At 60.6% G+C, this 24,688-nt stretch carries 29 protein-coding genes; 17 read left to right on the forward strand and 12 right to left on the reverse strand.

Annotation, left to right across the window (positions count from 1 at the left end):
- On the forward strand, nucleotides 1-828 hold the full coding sequence (locus FBZ99_RS13540; protein ID WP_145633593.1) for a helix-turn-helix domain-containing protein: 828 nt from the start codon (nucleotides 1-3) through the stop codon (nucleotides 826-828).
- Nucleotides 829-867: 39 nt separating this feature from the next.
- Here the strand turns inward: FBZ99_RS13540 and FBZ99_RS13545 are convergent, their stop codons facing one another.
- A complete protein-coding gene (locus tag FBZ99_RS13545) occupies nucleotides 868-2,451 on the reverse strand; it encodes a peptide chain release factor 3 (RefSeq protein ID WP_113329936.1) in 1,584 nt (527 codons plus the stop codon).
- Nucleotides 2,452-2,542: 91 nt separating this feature from the next.
- On the opposite strand from FBZ99_RS13545, the gene dut reads away from it, so the two are divergent.
- Entirely contained in the window at nucleotides 2,543-3,013 is a 471-nt protein-coding gene (gene dut, locus FBZ99_RS13550; protein WP_145633596.1) for a dUTP diphosphatase, read from the forward strand.
- Complete coding sequence (locus FBZ99_RS13555; RefSeq protein ID WP_145633599.1) at nucleotides 3,013-3,906, forward strand: GNAT family N-acetyltransferase; 894 nt, start codon at nucleotides 3,013-3,015, stop codon at nucleotides 3,904-3,906. Before dut ends, FBZ99_RS13555 begins: the two co-directional genes overlap by 1 nt.
- Before the next feature lie 77 nt (nucleotides 3,907-3,983).
- Here FBZ99_RS13555 and FBZ99_RS13560 read toward each other — a convergent pair whose 3' ends face one another.
- Entirely contained in the window at nucleotides 3,984-4,448 is a 465-nt protein-coding gene (locus tag FBZ99_RS13560) for an Lrp/AsnC family transcriptional regulator (protein WP_145633929.1), read from the reverse strand.
- Between the two features lie 108 nt (nucleotides 4,449-4,556).
- Here FBZ99_RS13560 and FBZ99_RS13565 point away from each other — a divergent pair, with 108 nt between their 5' ends.
- Both FBZ99_RS13565 and FBZ99_RS13570 read left to right on the forward strand, forming a co-directional pair.
- A complete protein-coding gene (locus FBZ99_RS13565; RefSeq protein ID WP_113351364.1) occupies nucleotides 4,557-5,471 on the forward strand; it encodes a DMT family transporter in 915 nt (304 codons plus the stop codon).
- Complete coding sequence (locus FBZ99_RS13570) at nucleotides 5,468-5,770, forward strand: NIPSNAP family protein (RefSeq protein WP_113329931.1); 303 nt, start codon at nucleotides 5,468-5,470, stop codon at nucleotides 5,768-5,770. Before FBZ99_RS13565 ends, FBZ99_RS13570 begins: the two co-directional genes overlap by 4 nt.
- A gap of 2 nt (nucleotides 5,771-5,772) precedes the next feature.
- Here the strand turns inward: FBZ99_RS13570 and FBZ99_RS13575 are convergent, their stop codons facing one another.
- The 3 genes from FBZ99_RS13575 to FBZ99_RS13585 are packed head-to-tail and all read right to left on the reverse strand — an operon-like array spanning nucleotide 5,773 to nucleotide 7,611.
- On the reverse strand, nucleotides 5,773-6,399 hold the full coding sequence (locus FBZ99_RS13575; RefSeq protein WP_113351365.1) for a hypothetical protein: 627 nt from the start codon (nucleotides 6,397-6,399) through the stop codon (nucleotides 5,773-5,775).
- Nucleotides 6,399-7,031 carry a LysE family translocator gene (locus FBZ99_RS13580; protein ID WP_113329929.1) on the reverse strand — a complete coding sequence of 211 codons (633 nt, stop codon included), beginning with the start codon at nucleotides 7,029-7,031 and terminating at the stop codon, nucleotides 6,399-6,401. The genes FBZ99_RS13575 and FBZ99_RS13580 overlap by 1 nt, the downstream gene beginning before the upstream one ends.
- Nucleotides 7,032-7,053: 22 nt before the next feature.
- Entirely contained in the window at nucleotides 7,054-7,611 is a 558-nt protein-coding gene (locus tag FBZ99_RS13585; protein ID WP_113351366.1) for a cysteine hydrolase family protein, read from the reverse strand.
- A gap of 129 nt (nucleotides 7,612-7,740) precedes the next feature.
- Here FBZ99_RS13585 and FBZ99_RS13590 point away from each other — a divergent pair, with 129 nt between their 5' ends.
- Together FBZ99_RS13590 and cysK are read left to right on the forward strand one after the other, a co-directional pair.
- Entirely contained in the window at nucleotides 7,741-8,358 is a 618-nt protein-coding gene (locus tag FBZ99_RS13590) for a LysE family translocator (RefSeq protein WP_145633602.1), read from the forward strand.
- A gap of 136 nt (nucleotides 8,359-8,494) precedes the next feature.
- Entirely contained in the window at nucleotides 8,495-9,463 is a 969-nt protein-coding gene (gene cysK / locus FBZ99_RS13595) for a cysteine synthase A (protein WP_145322177.1), read from the forward strand.
- Nucleotides 9,464-9,564: 101 nt separating this feature from the next.
- Here cysK and FBZ99_RS13600 read toward each other — a convergent pair whose 3' ends face one another.
- From FBZ99_RS13600 to rsmI, 6 genes are all read right to left on the reverse strand, one after another.
- Nucleotides 9,565-11,097 carry a YifB family Mg chelatase-like AAA ATPase gene (locus tag FBZ99_RS13600; RefSeq protein ID WP_069611083.1) on the reverse strand — a complete coding sequence of 511 codons (1,533 nt, stop codon included), beginning with the start codon at nucleotides 11,095-11,097 and terminating at the stop codon, nucleotides 9,565-9,567.
- A gap of 191 nt (nucleotides 11,098-11,288) precedes the next feature.
- Entirely contained in the window at nucleotides 11,289-12,236 is a 948-nt protein-coding gene (gshB, locus tag FBZ99_RS13605) for a glutathione synthase (RefSeq protein WP_145633607.1), read from the reverse strand.
- Between the two features lie 90 nt (nucleotides 12,237-12,326).
- Nucleotides 12,327-12,830 (reverse strand): cupin domain-containing protein, encoded by a 504-nt coding sequence (locus FBZ99_RS13610; protein WP_095433739.1) that lies wholly within the window; start codon nucleotides 12,828-12,830, stop codon nucleotides 12,327-12,329.
- 98 nt (nucleotides 12,831-12,928) lie between these two features.
- Nucleotides 12,929-13,924: an endonuclease/exonuclease/phosphatase family protein gene (locus tag FBZ99_RS13615; protein ID WP_145633610.1), complete on the reverse strand. Its 996-nt coding sequence runs from the start codon at nucleotides 13,922-13,924 to the stop codon at nucleotides 12,929-12,931.
- Between the two features lie 100 nt (nucleotides 13,925-14,024).
- Nucleotides 14,025-14,405: a YraN family protein gene (locus FBZ99_RS13620; protein WP_113351371.1), complete on the reverse strand. Its 381-nt coding sequence runs from the start codon at nucleotides 14,403-14,405 to the stop codon at nucleotides 14,025-14,027.
- A complete protein-coding gene (rsmI, locus tag FBZ99_RS13625; protein ID WP_145633613.1) occupies nucleotides 14,398-15,306 on the reverse strand; it encodes a 16S rRNA (cytidine(1402)-2'-O)-methyltransferase in 909 nt (302 codons plus the stop codon). Before rsmI ends, FBZ99_RS13620 begins: the two co-directional genes overlap by 8 nt.
- 252 nt (nucleotides 15,307-15,558) lie before the next feature.
- Between rsmI and dnaN the strand changes: the two genes are divergently transcribed.
- The 7 genes from dnaN (at nucleotide 15,559) to FBZ99_RS33100 (ending at nucleotide 20,592) form a co-directional block, all read left to right on the forward strand.
- Nucleotides 15,559-16,677, forward strand: a complete 1,119-nt coding sequence (dnaN, locus tag FBZ99_RS13630) for a DNA polymerase III subunit beta (RefSeq protein ID WP_113329920.1) — start codon at nucleotides 15,559-15,561, stop codon at nucleotides 16,675-16,677.
- Nucleotides 16,678-16,837: 160 nt separating this feature from the next.
- Complete coding sequence (gene pmtA, locus FBZ99_RS13635) at nucleotides 16,838-17,431, forward strand: phospholipid N-methyltransferase PmtA (RefSeq protein WP_145633617.1); 594 nt, start codon at nucleotides 16,838-16,840, stop codon at nucleotides 17,429-17,431.
- A 19-nt stretch (nucleotides 17,432-17,450) separates the two neighbouring features.
- Nucleotides 17,451-18,038 carry a histidine phosphatase family protein gene (locus FBZ99_RS13640; protein WP_145322141.1) on the forward strand — a complete coding sequence of 196 codons (588 nt, stop codon included), beginning with the start codon at nucleotides 17,451-17,453 and terminating at the stop codon, nucleotides 18,036-18,038.
- 1 nt (nucleotide 18,039) lies between these two features.
- Entirely contained in the window at nucleotides 18,040-18,732 is a 693-nt protein-coding gene (gene pyrF / locus FBZ99_RS13645; RefSeq protein ID WP_113329917.1) for an orotidine-5'-phosphate decarboxylase, read from the forward strand.
- Between the two features lie 27 nt (nucleotides 18,733-18,759).
- On the forward strand, nucleotides 18,760-19,047 hold the full coding sequence (locus FBZ99_RS13650; protein ID WP_015338538.1) for a DUF1330 domain-containing protein: 288 nt from the start codon (nucleotides 18,760-18,762) through the stop codon (nucleotides 19,045-19,047).
- Between the two features lie 112 nt (nucleotides 19,048-19,159).
- Nucleotides 19,160-20,140, forward strand: coding sequence for a complex I NDUFA9 subunit family protein (locus FBZ99_RS13655; protein ID WP_145633620.1), 981 nt, complete (start codon nucleotides 19,160-19,162; stop codon nucleotides 20,138-20,140).
- Between the two features lie 287 nt (nucleotides 20,141-20,427).
- Nucleotides 20,428-20,592 carry a hypothetical protein gene (locus tag FBZ99_RS33100; protein WP_186450306.1) on the forward strand — a complete coding sequence of 55 codons (165 nt, stop codon included), beginning with the start codon at nucleotides 20,428-20,430 and terminating at the stop codon, nucleotides 20,590-20,592.
- A 68-nt stretch (nucleotides 20,593-20,660) separates the two neighbouring features.
- Here FBZ99_RS33100 and FBZ99_RS13660 read toward each other — a convergent pair whose 3' ends face one another.
- Nucleotides 20,661-21,458: an undecaprenyl-diphosphate phosphatase gene (locus FBZ99_RS13660; RefSeq protein WP_145633623.1), complete on the reverse strand. Its 798-nt coding sequence runs from the start codon at nucleotides 21,456-21,458 to the stop codon at nucleotides 20,661-20,663.
- Nucleotides 21,459-21,609: 151 nt separating this feature from the next.
- On the opposite strand from FBZ99_RS13660, the gene FBZ99_RS13665 reads away from it, so the two are divergent.
- From FBZ99_RS13665 to FBZ99_RS13675, 3 genes are all read left to right on the forward strand, one after another.
- Nucleotides 21,610-22,302: a glutathione S-transferase family protein gene (locus tag FBZ99_RS13665; protein WP_015338534.1), complete on the forward strand. Its 693-nt coding sequence runs from the start codon at nucleotides 21,610-21,612 to the stop codon at nucleotides 22,300-22,302.
- 75 nt (nucleotides 22,303-22,377) lie between these two features.
- Entirely contained in the window at nucleotides 22,378-23,535 is a 1,158-nt protein-coding gene (gene queG, locus FBZ99_RS13670) for a tRNA epoxyqueuosine(34) reductase QueG (protein WP_145633626.1), read from the forward strand.
- Complete coding sequence (locus FBZ99_RS13675; RefSeq protein WP_145633629.1) at nucleotides 23,535-24,407, forward strand: SDR family oxidoreductase; 873 nt, start codon at nucleotides 23,535-23,537, stop codon at nucleotides 24,405-24,407. The genes queG and FBZ99_RS13675 overlap by 1 nt, the downstream gene beginning before the upstream one ends.
- The last annotated feature ends 281 nt before the right edge of the window (nucleotides 24,408-24,688 follow it).

Consider the following 24,688-nt stretch of genomic DNA (forward strand, 5'->3'; position numbering starts at 1 on the left):
ATGAGTTCTTTCCCCGCAGAACTGAGATTGCCAAACGAGTTGGGACCGCAGCTACGTGCATGGCGCGACACGCGTGGCAAGAGCCAGCTCGAGCTTTCGCTCGACACCGGCATTTCGCAGCGCCAGATCAGCTTCATCGAAAGCGGCAGGAGCACGCCCGGCCGCCAGAATGTGTTGCGACTCGCCGATGCCCTGGACGTGCCCTTCCGCGAGCGCAACACGCTGCTGCTCGCCGCCGGCTATGCGCCGATCTATTCCGAAGGAAGCTTCGATGATCAGGAGATGCAGGGCATTACCAATGCGCTGAAACGCATGCTTCGCCAGCACGAGCCTTTTCCGGCCATCGTGATGGATCGCTACTGGAATGTGCTGATGACTAATGATGCAACGCTTCGCTTCTTCGGCCAGTTCACCGACATGGATGCCCGCCCGAAACCGCGCAATCTCCTGCATCTCATGTTCGACCCCTTGGGCATGCGGCCCTTCATTGCGGATTGGGAGAAGACGGCAGAAAGCCTTTTGGGGCGCGTCTTCCGCGAGTCCGTGGGCCGTGTCATCGACGGACGGACGAAGGAGCTGATCGACAGTCTGCTCGCCTACCCCGATGTGAATGCCGAATGGCAGACATCGCCGGCTATCGAGAATGCGCCGCTGATCCCTTTGTCCTTCGTGAAGGACAGGCATGTCCTGAGATTTTTCTCGTTGGTGACGACGGTCGGCACCGCGCAGATGATCACGACGCAGGAGCTGCGGGTCGAATGCATGTTTCCGCTGGATGAGGCCACCGAGGTGCGCTACGCGGAGCTGATGAGTACAATAGCGCCGTGAGCCACAGGCTCGTCGCCTGCGGCTGCAACGTCTTCGATATCAAGCCGCCTTGACGGCGTGATATTCCTTGATCGCGGCCATCTTGATAGCCGGGTAACGTTCCGCTTCATAGCGCAGCGAGAAGCCGTCCTGGGCGAGGAAGACCGGATCGCCATCGAGATCGCGGGCGATGTCGCCGCGACGGGCGGTGACGAACTTTTCGAGATCGGCGGACTGGTCGGCCGAGATCCAGCGGCAGACCGAAAAGCGCGACATTTCGAACGACACCGGCAGGCCGTATTCGGCCATCAGGCGCTCCTTCAGCACATCGAGCTGCAAGGCGCCGACGACGCCGACGATGGCGGGTGAGCCATCTTCGGGCGAGAAGAGCTGCACGACGCCTTCTTCGGCCATCTGCTGCAAGGCTTCCTTGAGCTTCTTTGCCTTCATCGCATCTTCAAGACGAACACGGCGCAGGATTTCCGGCGAGAAGTTCGGCACGCCCTGGAAGACGAGCGATTCACCTTCCGTCAGCGTATCGCCGATGCGCAGGGTCCCGTGGTTCGGAATGCCGACGACATCGCCGGCATAGGCGGTATCGGCGAGCTGGCGCTGCGAGGCGAAGAAGAATTGCGGCGCGGTGAGACCGAGCTGCTTGCCGGTGCGCGACAGCCGCGCCTTCATGCCGCGTTCCAGCTTGCCGGAGCAGATGCGGGCAAAGGCGATACGGTCACGATGGTTCGGGTCCATGTTGGCCTGGATCTTGAAGACAAAGGCCGTCATCTTGTCGTCGGTGGCGTGCACCGTCCTGATATCGGCGACCTGATCGCGCGGCGGCGGCGCGAATGCACCGAGCGCATTGATGAGATCACGAACGCCGAAGTTGCGCAGCGCCGAGCCGAAGAAGACGGGTGTCATGTGGCCTTCGAGGAAGGAGACCCGGTCGAAGGGACGGCAGGCTTCGATCGCCAGTTCCGTCTCGTCGATAAAGGCCTGGCGCTCGTTTTCCGGCAGCCGGTCGGCGACCGCCTGTGGGCCGTTCACCTTGGTCGCCTCGACCTCGGTATCGGAACCGCGCACCGTATTGTCAGCCAGATGGTAGGAGCCGCAGAAAGTCTTGGAGCGACCGATCGGCCACGTGACCGGAGCCGTATCCAGCGCCAGCTTCTCTTCGACTTCATCGAGAATTTCGAAGGGATCGCGGCTTTCGCGGTCCATCTTGTTGATGAAGGTGATGATCGGGATGTCGCGCATGCGGCAGACTTCGAACAGCTTCAGCGTTCGTGGCTCGATACCCTTGGCGGCGTCGATGACCATGACCGCGGCGTCGACGGCCGTCAGCGTGCGGTAGGTATCGTCGGCGAAGTCTTCGTGGCCGGGCGTATCGAGAATGTTGAAGACGTTGCCTTCATATTCGAAGGTCATGACTGATGTCACGACCGAGATGCCGCGCTCGCGCTCGATCTTCATCCAGTCGGAGCGCGTCTGCATGCGATCCTTCTTCGCCTTGACTTCACCAGCGAGCTGAATGGCACCGCCGAACAGCAGCAGTTTTTCGGTGAGCGTTGTCTTACCCGCGTCCGGGTGAGCGATAATAGCGAATGTGCGGCGGCGGGAAACCGCCTCGGCGAGACTTTCAGCCATGCGTGTGAATCCTGTGAATTGCGGCCGTATCTAGCGACTCAAAGCCCCAAATGCAATTGACCTCCGGCTTTCAAACGCAAACTATTGCCGCATGACCATTCACACCGACATCACTCCGACCCTGAACCTCGTCCGCCTGCCGCATGGGGAGGGCCTGGAACTACCCGCCTACGAAACCAAGGGCGCGGCCGGTATGGACCTGCGCGCTGCCATCGATGATGGTGTGACGCTGACGATCGCACCGTGGAATCGGGTTCTCGTCCCAACGGGTTTTGTCTTCGAAGTTCCTGAAGGCTTCGAGGCGCAGATCCGCCCGCGTTCAGGGCTTGCCTTCAGGCATGGGATTACCTGCCTGAACTCGCCCGGCACAGTTGACAGCGACTATCGCGGCGAAGTGAAGGTGCTACTGGCCAACCTTAGCGAGGAGCCGTTCGAGATCACCCGCGGCATGCGCATCGCGCAGATGGTTATAGCGCCAGTCATGCAGGTGCGTATCGCCGAGATTGCGGAGATCAGCGAAACCACGCGCGGCGCAGGCGGTTTCGGCTCGACCGGCGTGTGATGTCGGAGATTGCCCAGACGCATGGCCTGACCTTACGACAGGACTATTTCGGCGATCAAGCTGCGTGGAAGGGTCTTGTCGACCTGCTTGAAGATACGTTCTCCATCGACGTCGGTATTCAGGATCGATTGGGTGGCCCTGATCCCACAAGCATGCCGTTTGGCTATTTCGATGCCGATGGCCGTTGCATCGCCAATTTCACCGCCTTCTCCATGCCGCTGATCGTCAACGGCCGTACCGTCAGGGCAGCGGGATATCAGTCCGGCGCGGTGCGGCCGGAATGGCGTGGGCGCGGGCTCTATCGCGACCTCATGCAGCGTGCCTTTGCTCGCACCCAGGCGGAGGGCTACGAGCTCGATCTCCTGCTCACCGACAAGCCTGCGCTTTATGCGCGTTACGGCTTTCGCTCTCTACCGCAACATGTCTTCGTCGCGGAGATGCCGAAGTTTGGAAATGCCTGCTCGACTGCCCGGCAACTGTCGCTCGAAGCGCCCGATGATCTGCGCCTGATCAAGACGCTGCTGCAAAACCGGCAGCCGGTCTCTGCCCAATTTGCCGTTGTCAGACAGACGGAGATGTTTCTGCTGAATGCCTCCTTTAACGCCGCGATCCGCCTGACGGCATTGGGGGATGACGTGGTCATCGCATGGACGTTCGACGGCGCGACTCTCTGGCTTCTCGATGTCGTGGCAACGGCCATCCCCTCTCTGGCGACCATCCTGTCCGCGCTTGATATCGAACCCGATCGCATCGAGATCTGCTTTTCACCGGATCGGCTGGATTGCCCGGTATCGCTGCAGCCCTACGAAGGTTACACGACGCTAATGGCACGCGGTAAAGCGGCCCATGATATTGCCGGGCCGCTCATGCTTTCGCCCATGGCGGAATTCTAGAGCCGTTAAGCGGCTCTAGCTTGTTGGATTCTGCAATTCCCAACGGAAAACTGCTGCCCACTTTCCCAAGGATTGCTCTAGCGCGAAAGCGGCGGCAGCCGGCGCTTGACCGGTGTCGCCTTTATCATCGATGTGTTCGTCTCGGCCCGCTCGGTGATCTTGTCCAATATCCCATCGAGCTCGCTCATCGACCGCACCACCAGGCGCCCGATGAAACAATCGTCGCCGGTGACCTTGTCGCATTCGATGAATTCGGGCGTCTCCTGCATGATCCGCTCGACGACATGCAGCTGGCCAGGCAGAGGCCGGATGCGGACGATCGCCTGCAGGGGATAGCCGATCGCCTCCGGCGCGATATCGACGGTGAAGGCCGAGATGATGCCGCGCTCCTCCAAGCGCCGCAGACGTTCCCCCGCACTCGGCGACGACAGGCCGGCCGCTTCCGCCAGTTCCTTCAGCGATATGCGGGCATTGCGCGCCAGCGACTCCAGCATCCGCTGATCGATCTCATCCAGACCCAGGCTTGCATTAGGAACACCCATCATTCACCCTCATTTATTTAGGCATATGAGCTCTATTGCCTTACTAAACCTATATCACCGGCTCCGATACCGCAATATGATTGGCGTAGATAGACGGGAGCAAAGGCAATGAGCGAGATTAAGCGCGGCACGGTGGAAATGACGGCGGCGATGCTGATTTCAGGCACCATCGGCTGGTTCGTGCTGATATCCGGGCAAGCCGTGACTGGCGTCGTCTTCTGGCGCTGCTTCTTCGGGGCGCTGACACTGCTCGTTATCTGCGGGACCATGGGCCTGCTGCGTCCCGGCATCCTCAATCTGAAGACATTCTCCATCGCCGTCGGTGGCGGGATCGCCATCGTGCTCAACTGGCTGCTGCTTTTCGCGGCCTATTCCCACGCCTCCATTTCCATCGCCACGACCATCTACAACACGCAGCCCTTCATGCTGCTGGGTCTCGGCGCTCTGTTCCTGGGCGAACGGATCACTTTCACCAAGCTCTTCTGGTTAGGCCTCGCCTTTGCCGGCATGGCCGTGATCGTCGAAGGCAAGCCGGCGGGGGCAGCGAGTGGTGGAAGCTATGCGATCGGCATCCTGCTCTCGCTGGGTGCGGCCTTCTTCTATGCGCTGGCGGCGATCGCCGCCAAATGGCTGAAAGGTACGCCGCCACACCTGATCGCGCTCATTCAGGTCTCTACTGGCATCCTCATGTTAGCGCCCTTTACCGATTTCTCGGCCGCCCCCCAGGATGCCGGGGGATGGTCGATCCTCGTCACCATGGGCGTGGTCCATACCGGGTTGATGTATGTGCTGCTCTATGGCGCCATTCAGAAGCTGCCGACGCATCTGACCGGGGCGCTCTCCTTCGTCTATCCAATCGCTGCCATCGTGGTCGATCGCTTCGCCTTCGGCCATGTGCTTGGCCTGGCGCAGATCCTCGGCGCAGTCATCATTCTCGCAGCTGCTGCCGGCATGAATCTGGGATGGACGATCCCCCTGCCCTGGAATAGAAACCACCATGTTTCCAAGGGAGCCGCCGAATGATCACCTGCTATCTTCGCTACGTTATCGATCCCTATAAGCTTGCCCAGTTCGAGCATTACGCCAAGCTCTGGATTCCGCTGGTCAACCGTATGGGCGGCACGCATCACGGCTATTTCATGCCGCATGAAGGCGCCAGCAACATCGCCTTGGCGCTCTTCAGCTTCCCGAGCCTTGCTGCCTATGAGGAATATCGGCTGAAAATACCCGAGGATGCGGAGTGCCAGGCAGCTCTTGCCTATGGCGAGGAAACGCGCTGCATCCTCAGCTACGAACGCAGCTTCATGCGGCCGGTGTTCTAGGTTTACTTAGCCGGATTCGGACAGACTTCGGAGCGATCGTCGAGACCTTCCGCCATCTTTTCGAATGTTGCCGCCGATCCCGCCTTGCCTCCGCCGATCCGCAGCACGTAGAGGCTGTCGAAATCCTTGCCATGCCATTTCGGCACCGCTTTTTCATCGCCACCATTCTCGCTCATCAGCTGGCGGGCGAGATCGACGATCTGCTTATGCTCCCAGGCGACGAAGATCAGCTTGCCGGCATAGGCAGGCTTCTTCAGCTCGGCTTTCAGATCATCGATATCCTTATAGCCGAAGCTGGTATCGACAGGCATTCCAAAGGCAATTGCCGTCGGTTCGATAGTCGCGAGCGGCCGGATGTAATCGTAGGAAGTGCCAGAATCGTCCTTTCGCTTCGACGGATCCGGCGCAAAGATCGCAGCAGGCTTGCCGAAGAGCTTGCTTAGCACCGAGGGCAGAGCCAAAGACCGGTTGAGACCTTGGCAGCTCAGTTGGCCGAGACCTGCTTCCGGCTTTTCGCCATGGCGCATGAAGACGATCGTCTGCACGTCCTTCTCCGCTGCCGAGGTAGGCGGCGCGAAGGTTGCTAACATCAGAAGACCGGCGGTGACTGCTGTTGTCACAACTCGCATTAGCGCTGAGCCTCAAAAGCCATGCGCACAGCGAGCCCGGCAAGCACAGTGCCCATGAGCCAGCGCTGCACCAGCGCGAAGGACGGACGGCGGGTGAGGAACATCGCGATCCAGCCGGCACTCAGCGCGAAGATAGCATTGAATGTCACGCTGATGATGATCTGTGCAAAGCCGAGAATGATCGACTGGGTGAAGACGCTGCCGGCGCTAGGATCGACGAACTGCGGCAGCAGCGACAAATAAAGGATCGCCACTTTCGGATTGAGCAGGCTGGTCACCAGCCCCATCGTGAAGAGCCGGCGCGCGCTATCCTTCGGCAGCTCGCGCACCTGAAAGGCCGAACGGCCACCGGGTTTCAGCGCATTCCAGGCGAGCCATCCAAGATAGGCGGCACCCGCCAGCCTCAGCGCATCATAGGCAAAAGGCACGGCAAAGACGAAAGCGGTAATGCCGAGTGCGGCCGAGAGCATGTAAAAGAGGAAGCCGCAGGCGACACCGCCAAGGGAGATCAGGCCTGCCGCAGGTCCCTGCGAGATCGAGCGCGACACCAGATAGATCATGTTCGGCCCGGGTGTCAGCACCATGCCGAGAGCGATCAGGGCAAAGGTGATCATGCTGGTCAGATGCGGCATGGAGGCTCCGGCAGGAAGGGCTTCAGAAGGAGATTTCGGTGGATGCAACCAGCTTGATTTCATGCGGCCCGGCATCGAAACCGTCAAGCAGCATATTGTGATGGGTGACAATCTCTTCTGAGCTCAGTTTGCCCATATCCGCCGTGGTGTGTCCGTCGGAGATCAGCGAGACATCGAAACCGAGTGAGACGGCGCGCCGCACGGTCGTATCGACGCAGAACTGCGTCATGCAACCACCGACGATGAGATGAGTGACGCCGCGCGCTCGCAGCTTTGCCTCCAGATCCGTCTCGAAGAAGGAATCGCAGCTCGTCTTGTGCACGACGGCATCGCCGGCTTCCGGCGCGACTTCCCGGCGCAGCTGCCAGCCTTCGCTGCGCTTGGCCAAACGATGGGTGGGACCGCCGTCATGCTGGACGATGAAGGTGGGAATGCCGGCGGCACGCGCCTTGTGCTTCAGCGCCGCCAGCCTAGTGACAACCCCCTCCAGTGCGGCATCTATCACGGGCTGACGATCCGGCGTGCCGAGGCCCGTCAGGATGGAGTTCTGAAGATCGATCAGGAGCAATGCGGAAGACATGATATCCTTGTGCAAAGCAGTTGCGACGCGGCGTTAATGCCTTGGTAATATGTTCGCTGCACCGGCGCAATCGCTTGAAAACGCAAAGGTGGTGAGATAGAGCGAATACCATCTCAGGAGGAGAATTCCATGACGCTCGCGGCCTTGTTTGCCTATTGCGGCGCCCTCTTCATCGCCGCTGCGATCCCAGGTCCCGGTATCACGGCAATCGTGGCGCGCGCCCTCGGCTCCGGCTTTCGCGAGACCTTCTTCATGGGCCTCGGCCTTGTGCTCGGCGACACGATCTACCTGACGGCCGTCATCCTCGGGCTTGCCTTTGTCGCGCAGACTTTCACCGAGGTCTTCATCGTCATCAAGATCGCCGGTGCGCTTTATCTCGGCTATATCGCCTGGAAGCTCTGGACGGCGGGCCTGCTTGCGGCCGATATCGCCGCGAAGAAATCGAACAGCGCCGGCATGTCCTTCCTCTCCGGCCTGCTTGTCACGCTCGGCAACCCCAAGACCATGCTTTTCTACGTCGCACTGGTGCCGACCCTGATCGATATCGACAGCATCGGGCTGCGCGAATATGCGACGCTGGTGACGGCGACTTTCATCGTCCTGCTGATCGTTCTGGTGCCCTATATGCTGCTGGCGTCGCGAGCGCGCACCTTTCTCAAGAAGCCGAGGGCGCTGCAGATCCTGAACCGGGTCGCCGCCAGCATCCTCGCCGCGACCGCTGCCTTCATCGCCATGCGCACCGCCTGAAAAAAACATCCTCAAGTAAGACCGTTATGAGATTCTTTTCTCACGTGCTTTACGCGAGGAACGGCTGCGCACTCTGGTTTCCGCGGGCGTTTGATCCTATTGTCATTGCATAATTCCAATATAGGGAGAGCTACCCATGTCCGACACCCGCAAACCCGGCCGCGGCCGCGTCTATGCCTCGATCACCGAGACCATCGGCGATACGCCGATCGTGCGCCTCGACAAGCTGGCGAAGGAGAAGGGCGTCAAGGCCAACATCTTGGCAAAGCTCGAGTTCTTCAATCCGATCGCTTCCGTGAAGGACCGTATCGGCGTCGCCATGATCGAAAGCCTGGAAGCCCAGGGCAAGATCGCTCCCGGCCGGTCGGTGCTGATCGAGCCGACCTCGGGCAACACGGGCATTGCGCTCGCCTTTGCCGCTGCCGCCAAGGGCTATAGGCTGATCCTCACCATGCCGGAAACCATGTCGATCGAGCGTCGCAAGATGCTGGCGCTGCTTGGCGCCGAGCTGGTGCTGACTGAGGGACCGAAGGGCATGAAGGGCGCGATCGCCAAGGCCGAAGAGCTGGCCGCGTCGCTGCCGGATGCGATTATTCCGCAGCAGTTCGAAAATCCGGCCAATCCGGAAATCCATCGTAAGACGACGGCCGAAGAAATCTGGAACGACACCGAAGGCAAGGTCGATATCTTCGTTTCCGGTATCGGCACCGGCGGCACGATCACCGGCGTCGGCCAGGTGCTGAAAGCACGCAAGCCCGACATCAAGGTCATCGCCGTCGAGCCGGCGGATTCGCCAGTTCTGTCCGGCGGCAATCCCGGCCCACACAAGATCCAGGGCATCGGCGCCGGCTTCGCACCAAAAGTTCTCGATACGCATGTCTATGACGAGGTAGTGACCGTCAGCAATGACGAGGCGTTCCAGCAGGCGCGGCTCGTCGCCAAGCTCGAAGGCGTGCCGGTCGGCATTTCCTCCGGCGCGGCGCTTACGGCGGCTATCAAGATCGGCCAGCGTCCCGAAAACGAAGGCAAGACTATCGTCGTCGTCATCCCGTCCTTCGCCGAGCGCTATCTCTCGACGGCGCTCTTCGAGGGTCTCGGTGGCTGACAAAGCCATTCGCCATCTTGATTTGGAAAAAGGGGGGTTTCGGCACCCCTTTTTTCATTAGGCCGGCTGGAGACGATCAGATGCTGTAGAGTCCCGCATTGTCAGGCATGCGCGGTCAGCCGCTCTCCGGCGATGCGATAGGAGATGGCTTCGGCGAGATGGATGCGCCCGACGGTCGGCTTGTCGTCGAGATCGGCGAGAGTGCGCGCCACCTTGAGAATGCGATGATAGCCGCGGGCGGAGAATTTCATCTTCTCGGCCGCATCGCGCAGCAATTGCAGGCCGGCGGCATCCGGCTCGGCGATGGTCTCGATCATCGCCGTCGAGCAGCGGGCATTGGTGCTGACATCCTTCATGCCGGCTCGTTCGAAGCGTTCCCGCTGCCGCTCGCGGGCGCGTGCAACGCGGAGTGCGACATCGGCGCTGCTTTCCGAGGCTGTCGGCCGGATGAGGTCGGCGGCGGAGACTGCCGGCACGTCGATGCGGATGTCGATACGATCGAGCAAGGGGCCGGAAATGCGGCCCTGATAATCGGAAGCGCAACGCGGTCCTCGGGCGCAAGTGTGCCCCGGCTCGCCGGCCATGCCACAGCGGCAGGGGTTCATCGCCGCGACAAGCTGGATGCCGGCCGGATAGGAGACACGGTGGTTTGCTCTGGCAATGACGCACTCGCCGGTTTCCAGTGGCTGGCGCAGCGCATCGAGTGCCTGCGGCGAAAACTCCGGCAGCTCATCGAGGAACAGAATGCCGTGATGGGCGAGTGAGACTTCGCCCGGCCTGGCGCGCAGGCCGCCACCGACGAGCGCCGCCATGGTGGCGGAATGATGCGGTGCGCGATAGGGCCGCCGGTCCGAGAGCTTGCCGCCGGAAAGCTGGCCGGCGATCGAATGGATCATCGACACCTCCAGCAACTCGTTGGTCGACAAGGGCGGCAGGATCGACGGCAGGCGCGAGGCGAGCATGGATTTGCCGGAGCCGGGAGGCCCGACGAAAAGCAGATTATGGCCACCGGCGGCCGCCACTTCCAGCGCGCGCTTGGCGCTTTCCTGGCCCTTGATATCGGCAAGATCGGGTAGATTGGCGGCATTGGCGCGAACGGATGGCTCCGGCCGCGAGAGAACCTGCGTACCGCGGAAATGATTGGCGAGCGCAATCAGGCTGCGCGGCGCCAGAATATCGATCTCCTTGCCGGCCCAGGCCGCTTCCGGTCCGCTTTCGGCCGGGCAGATCAGCCCCTTGCCCATGGCATTGGCGGCGATCGCGGCGGGAAGAGCGCCGGCAACGGGCGCGATCGTGCCGTCGAGATTGAGTTCGCCGATGACGGTGTAGGAGGACAGGGCATCGGCTGGGATCGCGCCGAGCGCCGCCATCAGACCAAGCGCGATGGCAAGATCGAAATGACTGCCCTCTTTGGGCAGGTCCGCCGGTGCAAGATTGACAGTGACTTTCTTCGGCGGCAAGGCAAGGCCAGAGGCATGTAGTGCTGCCTGAACCCTCTCACGGCTCTCCGCGACAGCCTTGTCCGGCAGACCGACGATATGCATCAGCACCTTGCCCGGCGCGATCATCACTTGCACTTCGACGGGTACGCCCTCAATGCCCTGAAATGCCACCGTACTGACGCGCGCTACCATTCCCTATCCCCTGTCGCCGAACCCGTTTGCCGTTACGTGCCCCGATCAGCAAACTTCGGGTTGCAATCTGGCATAAGACAAAGAATGAAACAAGAACAATAAACGAACAAAAATTTCACCCCGCATATCGAAATCAACGACATGCGGGGTGACTAGATCGTTCAGCCGAAAGCGTGGCGGGGAACTGCCGATCAGGCTCGCTTGGCCTCGATCGCGTCCCAGAGCAGGCTGGCGATATCGGCGCCGCCGAAACGTTTGACTTCGCGGATGCCGGTCGGCGACGTCACGTTGATTTCGGTCATATAGTCGCCGATGACGTCGATGCCGACGAGCAGGAAGCCGCGTTCCTTCAGGGCCGGTCCAATGCGCTTGCAGATTTCCTGTTCGCGCGCTGTTAGTTCGGTGGCTTCGGCGCGGCCGCCGACATGCATGTTGGAACGGGCGTCATGCTCTGCCGGCACGCGGTTGATCGCGCCCACAGCTTCGCCATCGACGAGGATGATGCGCTTGTCGCCCTTGCGCACGTCAGGCAGGTATTGCTGGGCAATGAAGGGCTCACGGAAGAGCTGGCCGAACATTTCCAGCAGCGACGAGAGATTGCGGTCGTCACGCGTCGAGTGGAAGACGCCGGCGCCGCCATTGCCGTAGAGCGGCTTCAGGATGATATCGCCCATTTCATCGCGGAAACGTCGGATTTCAGCCGGATCGCGGGTGATGAGCGTCTTCGGCATCAGATCGGCGAATTCGGTGACGAAGATCTTTTCCGGCGAATTGCGCACCCAGGCCGGATCGTTGACGACGAGCGTCTTCGGATGGATGCGCTCGAGCAGATGTGTCGAGGTGATATAGGCCATGTCGAATGGCGGGTCCTGGCGCAGCAGCACCACGTCCATGGTGGAAAGATCGATGCGCTCCGGCTCGCCGAGCTCGAAATGATCACCCTTGACGTCGCGCAGGATCATCGGCTCGACCGAGGCATAGATCTTGCCGTCGCGCATGCTGAGCCGCTCCGGCGTATAGTGGAAGAGCTTGTAGCCCCGGTTCTGCGCCTCGAGGCTCATGGCGAAGGTGGAGTCACCCGCAATGTTGATGCTCTTCACATGGTCCATCTGGACCGCAACATTCTTGATACCAGCCATAGTCAGCCCTCGTTCGGATTTGCGGACAGATGTAGGTCGGCCTGCATGCAAACGCAACGGCTATTCAATGGCTTCCCTCAAGTGGCCCGCTTAGGCAGCAAGGCCTTGTGCACCGCCCTGGCGGACGAAGTTGCGCAGGCGATAAGCCATGGTCAGAGGCTTCGGGAACGGCTTGCGCAGAAAGGCAACCTTGCGCAGGTAGCGATCGATGCGCCATGTCGCCCAGGTGCCACCGGCAAAATAAGCGACATCGCCGGCGCTGAGCGTCCGCTCGACGCCGTCTTCCGTGGTGATATGCACCTCGCCCTCAAGGATCATCACCGTTTCGTCCCAGCCGAAATACCAGCGGAACTCGCCCGCGGTGCAATCCCACAGCGCCGTCATTGCGGCATCGTCCTGCCCCCGCGAGTGCTCGGCGATACGGGCGACCGGATTACCCGACAAAACCCAGGAGGGTTCGATCGGCGATGGCTTCATTTCCATTTCGTTGCTGGCGCCCGCCACGAAGCTCTTCGACTGCGGCATCGCGAGCACGATCGGCGCGGCACGGGTGGCAAAGGCCGCCATGCTCGCCAACATCAGTTTCAAGACCATGCAATCCCCCAAAATTCCATGTGCGTCTGCGATCTCATCGCATGGAAGCGGTAATGGCACGGTTCATGAAACCGCACGCATTTTAACGATTGCAGCGATCAGGCGGAAAAACCCTCGATTGTGCAGACGACCATATCGTGGTCGGAGAGCGGCTTGCCTTCTCCGTTCAGGGAGGAAACAAGGTGGCTTTCGCCGATCTTCAAGCCGCGGGTGATGAACCAGTCGAGCTTCATGGTGCGATCGGGAAAGCGCGTGATCAGGCTCGGGCGCGTGCTTGTCTGATCGAGCGGTCCGCCATGGCATTCGAAACCACGGCCTTCGGCCATGGCGAATAGGGTATCGGTCGAATAATCGCCACCGGTGTGATTGCCGGTGTTGAGATCGCCGCCGATCAAGATCGGCAGACCGGGTGCGAAGGCCTCGACTTCATCGATCAACGCCGCCAACTGCCGCTCGCGATAGGCAGCGGTTGCGACACTTTCGAGATGAACGGAAACGGCGATCATGGGACCAGCTTCTGTCTCAACAATGGCGCCGACAGCGCAACGATCGCCAATGCGCGGCTGCTCGTTGCTGTCATTGAACCAGACGGCCTCGCCGGGCAGACGGATCATGAAGGCATCCTTTAGGGCGATGGAGGCCATCAGGGCGTTGCCGTGAAAGCCCTTCTCATTGAAATCGTCCTTGCAGTAGGAGCGTTCGATTTCCGAACCGAGACTGAGTTCGAGGAATTCGACACCATAGGCGTAATTCATGCTGAGTTCGCCAGCTATGATGACCGTCGGGTCGCGCTGCTCGGTGCGGGCCATGCCATAATCCATCTCCGACAATAGGACGAGCGGCGCGCTGGTTTCCCGCAGCTTGGCCGCGCTTTCCTCGGGAAAGAGGCAGCGCTCCAGATTCCAGGCTGCGACGGTAAAGGGGAAGGAGAGAACCTCGACCTTGGCATCCGCCCCGCCGACGCGCACCGCATTCAGGCAGGCGAGCGATGCAAGCTTCTCGGCGTGAACGACCGCGGTCCTTTCGAGTGAAATAAAGCTCTCGCGCTCTTCCTGCGAGGGAACGGTGAATGCGGAAACGATGTTGCGGATCATATTGAAGCCTGTCGAAATAGCATTGTGAGCGCGGCGGAAGTCGCAAACGCTTATCGGTCCGGCAATAGGCTGATTTTATGACGGTCCTGTAACGCCGTGTTCAAAACGCATCCGGAAAATGCTGCGGCCAGCGGCCGGGCAGCATGGCGACGATGTCATAGCGTTGCGACAGGCGGGCAAAATCCGGCTGTCGGGCAAGCCAGAGATCGCTCGCGGCACGGATGCGATTTTGCGACGAGAAGGAAACGGCGTCGATCGCCTCCTGCGCCCCTCGCCTCGATTTGACCTCCACGAAGACTGCGAGATCGCCCTTGCGGGCGACGATATCGATTTCGCCAAGCTTGGTGCGGTGGCGGATCGCCAGGATACGATAGCCCTTGAGCATCAGGAAGGCAGCCGCGAGATATTCGGCCACATGGCCGCGACGCCAGGCTTGTTGTCGCTTCAGCTTCTCGCCGGACCCGGGCTTCGTATCAGCCATGGCGCTCCTTCATGTCGAGCAGGCGCTGGTACAGCTCCTTTCGCGGTAGGCCAGTGAGGCGCGCAGCCTCGGTCGCGGCCTTGGCTGTCGGCATCGTCCCTGAGAGATCGGCGAGGATGGCATCGACATCGGCCTCCGCGGCAACGCTTTCCGCTGGCGGTCCCACAAGCCAGACGATCTCGCCCTTCACATTGTCGACCGCGTCAAAGAATGACGCGAGTTCGGACAATGTGCCGCGCCGGAATTCCTCGAAGGTCTTCGTCAGCTCGCGGCAGACGGCGCCCGCGCGCTCACCGCCAAGCACATCGGCGGCGGCGGCAAGGGTGGCGGCAATGCGATGCGGCGATTCAAAGAAGATGAGGGTCGCCGGCACCGCTGCCAGTTCGGCCAGACGGTCGCGGCGGCCCTTATCCTTGGCAGGCAGGAAACCGGCGAAGAAGAAGGCATCGTTCGGCAGGCCGGAGCCGACCAGAGCAGCCAGAGGGGCCGAGGCACCGGGAATGGGCACGACCTTGTGTCCCGCTTCGATCGCCTGCACCGCAAGGCGGTAGCCAGGATCGGAGACGAGCGGCGTGCCGGCATCGGAGACCAGCGCGACAGATCGGCCGGCCTCCAAAGCCTGCAGAAGCCGTGGCCCGGCCTCGTCGGCGTTGTGCTCGTGGTAGGCGTAGGGCTTGTTCTGGATGCCATAGCGATCGAGCAGGACGCGCGTCACGCGCGTATCCTCGCAGGCGAGCACATCGGCACCAGCCAGCGTTTCCAGTGCCCTCAGCGTGATGTCGCCGAGATTGCCAATCGGGGTGGCGACCAGATAGAGCGCCGGTTCGAGAGGACGGGCCAGGATCTGATTGTTATGCAGGCGGAAACTGCGCGCTCCGCTGCCTGATTGGTCTTCGCTCATGCCGGTCCTGAATTCATCTCGGATAAGCAGCCTTTATGGGCGAGGTGCGCACAGACGGCAAGAGCGGCGCAATTCCTGTGGAGCATTGCCGTCGAAATGGCGAATTGGCGCTAGGCAAAACGTCTATGCCTCTTGCATTCGGATGGAGAAGTCTGCCAAGTTGCCTGTCCAATCTTTCGGGCCTTGTCCGAAAACATGTCGCTCGGGCGCCTCGGGCCGCCCGGCTAGTCACGGTCGAAAGCGGTAGCATCCATGCGTATTACAATTGAGCGGTCGAACCTCCTGAAGTCGCTGAACCACGTGCATCGCGTGGTCGAGCGTCGCAACACGATCCCGATCCTGTCCAACGTGCTGCTCAAGGCCGATGGCACGAACCTCGACATGAAGGCGACCGACCTTGACCTCGAAATCACCGAGGCAACGCCCGCGAATGTCGAACAGGCCGGCGCCACCACGGTTCCCGCGCATCTGCTCTATGATATCGTGCGCAAGCTCCCCGACGGCTCGGAAGTGCTTCTCGCCACCAACACCGATGGCAGCTCGATGACGGTTGCCTCCGGGCGCTCGAAGTTCTCGCTGCAATGCCTGCCGGAATCCGATTTCCCGGATCTCACTGCCGGCAGCTTCAGCCATTCCTTCAAGCTGAAGGCGAGCGATCTGAAGATGCTCATCGACCGCACGCAGTTTGCGATCTCCACGGAGGAGACGCGTTACTACCTCAACGGCATCTTCTTCCACACCATCGAAAGCGGCGGCGACCTGAAGCTCAGGGCCGTCGCCACGGACGGCCATCGCCTGGCACGCGCCGATGTCAGCGCTCCCTCTGGCTCCGAAGGCATGCCCGGGATCATCATCCCGCGCAAGACGGTGGGTGAACTGCAGAAGCTCGTGGACACGCCGGATGCGATCGTAACCGTCGAAGTCTCCGACGCGAAGATCCGCCTGACCATCGGTTCCATCGTCATGACCTCGAAGCTGATCGACGGCACCTTCCCGGACTATCAGCGCGTTATTCCGGCCAACAATGACAAGGAAATGCGGGTCGATTGCCAGACCTTCGCCCAGGCCGTCGACCGCGTGTCGACGATCTCTTCGGAGCGCGGCCGGGCTGTGAAGCTAGCTCTGTCTGACGGCCAGCTGCTGCTGACCGTCAACAATCCGGATTCGGGCAGTGCGACCGAGGAGGTTGCCGTCGGTTACGAGATGGACCCGATGGAAATCGGCTTCAACGCCAAATACCTGCTCGACATTACCGCGCAGCTTTCCGGCGACGCGGCCATATTCCTGCTGGCCGACGCCGGTTCGCCGACGCTCATCCGCGACACGGCCGGGGACGACGCGCTTTATGTGCTGATGCCGATGCGGGTGTAGCGAAACTAAAGCGCCCTTCATGCGTTTAACCTACGCAAGGGCGCTTTTATTTGGTCTTTTGTCGATTGCGACATTTTCTCTTGTTATTGCGTCATTCCGTTGCAAGATCCTAGAGAAGCAATATGTAAGTCGCGACGGTAACATCTGATGGGGGGAGAGCATGGCGCTGCGTCTCAAGGAACGGCTAGGCAAGAAATTCGACGAGGAGATCCGCTTCTTCAAGGGCATGATGCAAGGCCCCAAGACCGTCGGCTCGATCGTTCCTACGTCGTCGATCACGGCCCGCAAGATGGCTGGTGTCATCAACCCGCAATCAGGTCTACCTGTGCTGGAGCTTGGGCCGGGAACCGGGGCGATCACCAAGGCGATCCTCGAACGCGGTGTAGAGCCGCAAAATCTCGTCGCCATCGAATATTCCACCGATTTCTACAATCATCTCGTCCGCCGTTACCCCGGCGTCAATTTCATCAATGGCGATGCCTTCGATCTCGATGAGACGCTCGGCGTACTGCGCGGGCAGACCTTCGATTCCGTCGTCTCGGGCATTCCTCTCCTCAATTTCCCGATGAAGGCGCGCGTCGCATTGCTGGAAAGCCTGCTGGACCGCATGCCGGCCGGCCGGCCGGTGGTGCAGATCTCCTACGGCCCGGTCTCGCCGATCATCGCCAAGCCGGATCGCTATCATATCCGCCACTACGACTTCATCGTCCGCAATATTCCGCCGGCCCAGCTATGGGTCTATAGCCGCGGCTGAGGCAATCGCTGAGAGATCCATGTACGCTCTTTATATTACGCATCCGCAGGTGCGCATCGACGCGAATGTGCCGGTGCCGCAATGGGGCTTATCCGACATTGGCGCCGAGCGGGCGCGGCTGGCGGCAAGCCGGCCTTGGGCGGGCAAGCTGAGCCTCATCGTCTCCAGCGGCGAGCGCAAGGCGATCGAGACGGCCGAGGCTCTGGCGACGGCAAGCGGTGCGCCGATCGAGGTCATCGAGGCCATGCATGAAAACGACCGCAGTGCCACAGGTTTTCTGGCGCCGCCGGAGTTTGAGAAAGCAGCGGACTGGTTCTTCGCCAACCCGCATGAGAGCTTCAAGGGCTGGGAGCGCGCCGTCGATGCACAGGCGAGAATCGTCTCCAACGTCGAGGCCGTTCTTGCGCGGCACGATCCGAACGTGCCGATCGCCTTCGTCGGCCATGGCGGCGTCGGCACGCTGCTGAAATGCCATCTGGAGGGAAAGCCGATCGCGCGGCAGGGGGATCAACCGCCAGGGGGCGGCAATCTTTTCTGTTTCGATCTTGCGAAGCGCGCCGTCTCATGCGACTGGACACCCATGGAAGATTGGATGGGATGGGCTTGATATGACCGCACGCGACCGCTTGATCGTTGGACTGGATGTTCCAAACCTTCAGGAGGCCGAAAAAGTGGTCGGCGCCCTCGGCGACGATATTCTCTATTACAAGATCGGCTATCAGCTCGCCTTTGCCGGCGGCCTAGAATTCGCGCGCGACCTTGCCGCCAGCGGCAAGAAGATCTTCCTCGATATGAAGCTGCTCGACATCGACAATACTGTCGCCTCCGGCGTGGAAAACATCGTCAAGATGGGCATGTCGATGCTGACGCTGCACGCCTATCCGAAAGCCATGAAGGCGGCTGTCGAAGCGGCGAAGGGCTCCGACCTCTGCCTGCTCGGTGTCACCGTGCTGACCTCGATGGACGAAGGCGATCTGATCGCCGCCGGTTACGAATATGACCCGCATACGCTGGTGCTGCGCCGGGCCGAACAGGCCCATCTGGCCGGCATGGGCGGCATCGTCTGCTCGGCCGAAGAGTCCGCCGCCGTCCGCAAGATCATCGGGCCGGATATGGCGCTGGTGACCCCCGGCATCCGCCCGGCAGGGAGCGATAAGGGCGACCAGAAGCGCGTGATGACGCCGGCCGCTGCCATCAAGGCCGGCTCCAGCCATCTGGTCGTCGCACGGCCGATCGTCAAGGCGGCCGATCCGAGGCAAGCCGCCCACGCCATTCTCGCCGAAATGGACGCTGCACTTTAAACCACCACAACAATCCGGGAGGTCGATATGGCAAAGGGATATTGGATCGCGCGCGTGGATGTCCGCGACCCCGAGCGCTACAAGGATTATGTCGCAGCCGCGAAACCCGCTTTCGAGAAGTACGGCGCGAATTTCCTAGCGCGCGGCGGCGCCTTCACGCCGCTTGAGGGACAGGCGCGCGGCCGCAACGTTGTGATCGAGTTTCCGTCGCTGCAGCACGCCGTCGATTGCTATAATTCGCCGGAATACCAGATCGCGGCCAAAATCCGGCAGCAGGTGGCAGACGCGGAAATGGTGGTCGTCGAAGGGGTTTAAATCGCTTGAAAAGCCGACGCTGCAATGCAGCGCGATAGCACTTCACCTCGGCGCGCGGATCGGCTAAGACGAAACCAGATAAGCCCAATCAAAGCCTTTCGAGGAGCCTGCCATGACCCTGTCCAACCTCCCGCCGCTCGTCACCGTGTTCGGAGGATCAGGTTTCATCGGGCGACACACCGTGCGTGCGCTTGCCAAGCGCGGCTATCGCATCCGTGTCGCTGTTCGCCGCCCCGATCTTGCCGGTTTCCTGCAGCCGCTCGGCAATCTCGGCCAGATTTCGATCGTCCAGGCCAATGTGCGCTACCGCAATTCCATCGACCGTGCCGTTGAAGGCGCTCAGCATGTCGTCAACTGCGTCGGCATTCTCGCCGAAAGCGGCCGCAACACGTTCGACGCTGTACAGGAATTCGGTGCCAAGGCGATTGCGGAAGCCGCCCGCAATGCCGGCGCTTCGCTGACGCATATTTCCTCCCTCAGCGCCGATGCCAATTCGCCCTCGGCCTATGCCCGAACCAAGGCACGCGCCGAAGCCGCCATCCTATCGATCAAGCCGGATGCAATCATCCTGCGTCCTTCGATCGTGTTCGGTCCGGAAGATGAATTCTTCAACAAGTTCGCCGACATGTCGCGCACCGCGCCCTTCCTGCCGCTGATTGGTGGCGGCAAGACCAAGTTCCAGCCGGTCTATGTGCAGGACATCGCGGAAACCGTCGCCCGCAGCGTCGACGGAAAACTGAAGGCCGGCACGACCTATGAGCTCGGCGGTCCGGAAGTGTTGTCCTTCCGCGAATGTCTCGAGACCACGCTTTCAGTCATCAACCGGAAGAAGTCGCTCGTCTCCATTCCGTTCGGCCTGGCTTCGCTGATCGGCTCGATCGCCTCGCTGGTGCCGCTGATCAAGCCGCCAATCACCGCCGATCAGGTAACGCTGCTGAAGAGCGACAACGTCGTTTCCAAGCAGGCGGAAGCGGAAGGACGCACTCTGAAGGGCATCGGCCTGCTGCCGACATTGCTCGTCTCCGTGCTGCCGTCCTATCTGGTGCGCTACCGTCCGCAGGGCCAGTTCACCGGCTCTGGCAAAGCCGCCTGACGATTCGGCTGTTCCACGAATTCATGCGCCGCCCGGCTTTGCTGGGCGGCGTTTTTTATTGCTCCTCAACGGCAGAAACCTGCTCCAGCAAGCTGGCGGGCCGCCGCCATTCACAGCTCAGCGTTGCTTAAAAGACGCAGTGCGGAAATAGTAGCATTAACGTCAAATTTAATATGAACATTTATTGCTATTGCTCATCTCACTGACTAACACAGCCGCGCGTCTCAGACTCGAACAACAGACCGGTCCGTGGCGCGCTTCACACTTCTGCGGAAAGGCATTCTTCGATGGGCAAGTCTATCGCGCTTTTGTTTGCGTGCGCGGCACTGGTGATTCTCGCAGGCTCCTTCGTGGCTCGCGGCAGCATCGCCTCGATCAAGGGCGAATGTGCGCCGACCTACGGCGTCGACCCCTGCACGACGAGTTCCATCGACGCGTCCTCCCGAAACTGATCGGGTATGAAAAAGGCCGGTTTTGACCGGCCTTCACTTTTTCAGGATATCAGCACCAACGATCGGTCTCAGCCGAAATAGAGACCGATGAGGCCGATTGCGCCGACGGCAATGCGCCACCATGCGAAAGGGGCGTAACCACGGCGGGATACGAAGTCGAGCAGCGCACGCACGACAAAGAGCGCCGAAATAAAGGCCATGAAGAAGCCGATGACGATCAGCTGACCATCGGCAAAGCTGAGATCATGGCGGCTCTTCCACAAATCCAGCGTGAAGGCGCCGACCATTGTCGGCATGGCGAGGAAGAAGGAAAACTCGGCGGCCGAACGCTTGTCGGCACCGAGCAGCAGGGCACCGACGATGGTGGAACCGGAGCGCGACGTTCCCGGGATCATGGCCAGGCACTGGAAGAAGCCGATCTTGACCGCCATGGGCCAGGAAAATTCGTAGGCGCTGGTGTATTTCGGCTTGAACTCGATCTTGTCGATGACGAGCAGAACGATGCCGCCGAGGATCAGCGAGATACAGATGACCTTCGGCGAATCGAACAGCACGGTCTTGATGAAATCATGCGCCAGTGCGCCGATGACGGCGGCGGGCAGGAAGCCGAATAGGACTGCGAGCACGAAGTGACGAGCCTTGGCGCTGACGGGCAGCGCCTTGGCGATCTGGACAAGGCGATTGAAATAGACAAGCAGAATGGCGAGAATCGCGCCGAGCTGGATCAAAACTTCAAAAGTACCGGCCGATTTGAAGCCGAGAAAATGTCCAAGCAGTATCAGATGGCCTGTCGAGGAGACCGGAATGAACTCCGTAAGCCCCTCTACAAGGCCTAAAACCAACGCGATAACAATTTGTTCAGCCATATCGTGTCCTTTGTCTAACGGCAGGGCGGCCCGATTCGCTTGTGCAAACTAGGCCAAGATCCTATAGCTTCAACCGATGACAAATGACTAGGGCCGCAGGATCGCGACCGAAAAGACTTCCGTAGCATCAATCAGAAACACCCGAGTACCAATGCCGACGCTGTATCATCACCCAATGTCATCTTCCTCCCGGTTCGTTCGTCTGATCCTGACGGAATATGGCTATCAGACGGAGCTGATCGAGGAACAGACCTGGGAAAAGCGCCGCGATTTCCTGGCGCTGAACCCGGCTGGCACCCTGCCTGTCTACGTCGATGACAGCATGCGGGCGCTCTGCGGTGCCTCGGTCATTTCCGAATATCTTGACGAGACGCATGGTGTCCTGAAGCGCGACCGCCGGCTTCTGGCCGAAGATCCGTTCCAGCGCGCCGAAATCCGCCGGCTGACGGAATGGTTCATGCAGAAGATGGAGCAGGATGTGACGCGGCCGCTGACGCGCGAGCGCGTCTTCAAGCTTCAGATGACCGCCGAACAGGGCGGCGGCGCGCCGGATTCCAAGGTCATGCGCATGGCGCGCGGCAATATCCGCCAGCATATGAAGTATCTTTCCTGGCTCGCAGGTTCGCGGCAGTGGCTGGCCGGCGAGCGGCTGAGCTATGCCGATCTCGCCGCCGCGGCCTCGGTTTCCGTGCTAGATTATCTGGGTGAGATCGACTGGACGGAATCGCCCGTTGCCAAGGAATGGTATCAGCGGCTGAAGTCGCGCCCTTCCTTCAGGCCGATCCTGGCAGAGCGTGTGCGCGGTGTCACCCCGGTCTCACATTACGCCGATCTGGATTTCTAGAGCGTTTTTCACGCAATTCCGAACGGAAAACCGCTAACGCACCTTATCCTGGAATTGCTATGACGAGGGCTCGATATGCCCGATGATCGCGAAACGGAAAAAGTGGACAAGCGCAGAAGCACGCTGACGGCTTTCGTGCGAGAGGAAGCGCGAGCCCAGGGTTTCGATCTCTGTCGCATCACCAGGCCGGATGCCATTCCGGAAGCGGCCGTCCGGCTCAGCCAGTTTCTCGACAAGGGCTATCAGGGCACCATGGGCTGGATGGAGGAGACCCGCGACCGCCGAGGCGATCCGCGCGTACTCTGGAGCGAGACGCGGTCCATCGTCGTCTTCGGCCTCAATTACGGCCCTAACGAAGATCCACGGGGCATTCTGGAGAAGAAGGACAGGGCGGCAATCTCCGTCTATGCCCGAAACCGCGACTATCACGATGTCATCAAAGGACGGCTGAAGGAGATCGCCACCCGCTTCGCGGCGCGCTCGAAAGAGGACGTCAAGGTCTTCGTCGATACGGCGCCGGTCATGGAGAAGCCTCTGGCAGCGGCTGCCGGCCTCGGCTGGCAGGGCAAGCATACCAATCTCGTCAGCCGTGGCTTTGGCTCCTGGCTCTTTCTCGGCTCGATGTTCACCACGGCCGATCTCGAGCCCGATGAGCCGGAGATAGACCATTGCGGCTCCTGCCGGGCTTGCCTTGACGTCTGCCCGACCGCTGCCTTCCCGGCCCCCTATCAGCTCGATGCGCGTCGCTGCATTTCCTATCTGACCATTGAGCACAAGGGTCCGATCGATCCTGAGCTTCGGCCGTTGATCGGCAACCGCATCTACGGCTGCGACGACTGTCTTGCCGCCTGTCCCTGGAACAAGTTCGCCAGTGCCGCTTCGGAGATGAAGCTGTTGGCTCGGGATGATCTCAAGGAACCGTCCATCGCCTTCCTGCTCGATCTGGATGATGCAAGCTTCCGCACATTCTTCAGCGGTTCGCCGGTCAAGCGCATCGGTCGCGACCGCTTCATCCGCAATGTGCTGATCGCTGCCGGCAATTCGCGCGATCGCTTCCTTATAGAGAGATGTCGCCAACTGGCTGGAGACCCCTCGCCAGTCGTGCGCGGCATGGCGGTCTGGGCGCTGTCCCGGCTGATGACGGCTGGCGAATTCCACGCGTTTGCGGCAGAAAGAAATGACGAGGCGGACGAAGAAGTCCGCGCCGAATGGAAACTGGCAGGGGTATCGTGATGCATATGATGATTTTCGGCTGCGGCTATTCCGGAACGGCCATCGCCAAGGCCTTCGCCGGCTCCGGCATTCGCATCACCGGCACGACCCGCTCCGCCGACAAGGCCGAGCAGCTGACGAAAGATGGCATCGAAGCCTTCGTCTTCGATGGCGAGACCCTCGACCCGGCTCTCTCGGAGGCGATGCAAAGCGCCACGCATCTGGTGCAATCGATCGCACCGGGCAAATCAGGCGATCCGCTACTGCGGCTGGCGCAGCTCAATCTCAAGGCATTGATGCCGAAGCTGGAATGGATCTGCTATCTCTCGACCGTCGGCGTCTATGGCGACCACAAGGGCGCCTGGGTCAGCGAGCAGACATCACTGCATCCAATCGCCGATCGTTCCGTCGAGCGGGTAGAGGCAGAAGACGGCTGGCTGCGCGTCGGCATCCGGCTCGGCCTCCCCGTTGCCGTGCTGCGGCTTTCCGGCATTTACGGCCCGGGCCGCAATGCCTTCTGCAATCTGGAAAAGGGAACCGCGCGGCGGCTCATCAAGGCGAACCAGGTGTTCAATCGCATCCGCGTCGAGGATATCGGCGCCTGCGCCCGCTTCCTGTCCGATCGCAAGCTCGGCGGCATATATAATGTCACCGATGACGAACCTGCACCGCCGCAGGATGTCGTTGCCGAGGCCGCTCGCCTGATGGGCGTCGAACCGCCACCGGAACAGCCTTTCGAAACAGCTGAGCTGACGCCGATGGCACGCTCCTTCTATGGCGAGAACAAGCGCGTTTCGAACGCGAAACTGCGCGCGCTCGGCTTCCAGTTCCGCTACCCAGAGTATCGCATGTCGCTTGCCGAACTCTGGTCCTCTGGAGCATGGCGCGGCTGAGAAATCGCTCCCGGTATCCCCGCTATATCGCATGAAAATTCCTACTTAGCCGGCTGCCTTAGTTCAATTTGCTCCGCATTTATGGTTAATGACTCTAAAATTGCACAAGTGCGGCAGTGATTATGGCAAAGCCGGAAAATTATTTTTCCGATTTTTGTGATGCCTGGCATCGGTCGATGCTTACGAGAAAATTCGTTCCATTTTTAACTGATTTTATTGGGTTTTTTCCACAATCAAGCAAATCCGCTGAATAGCCCTAGTATTCCCTTAACATCACAAAT

Source organism: Rhizobium sp. ERR 1071 (genome assembly GCF_007828675.1).
GTDB lineage: Bacteria > Pseudomonadota > Alphaproteobacteria > Rhizobiales > Rhizobiaceae > Rhizobium > Rhizobium dioscoreae.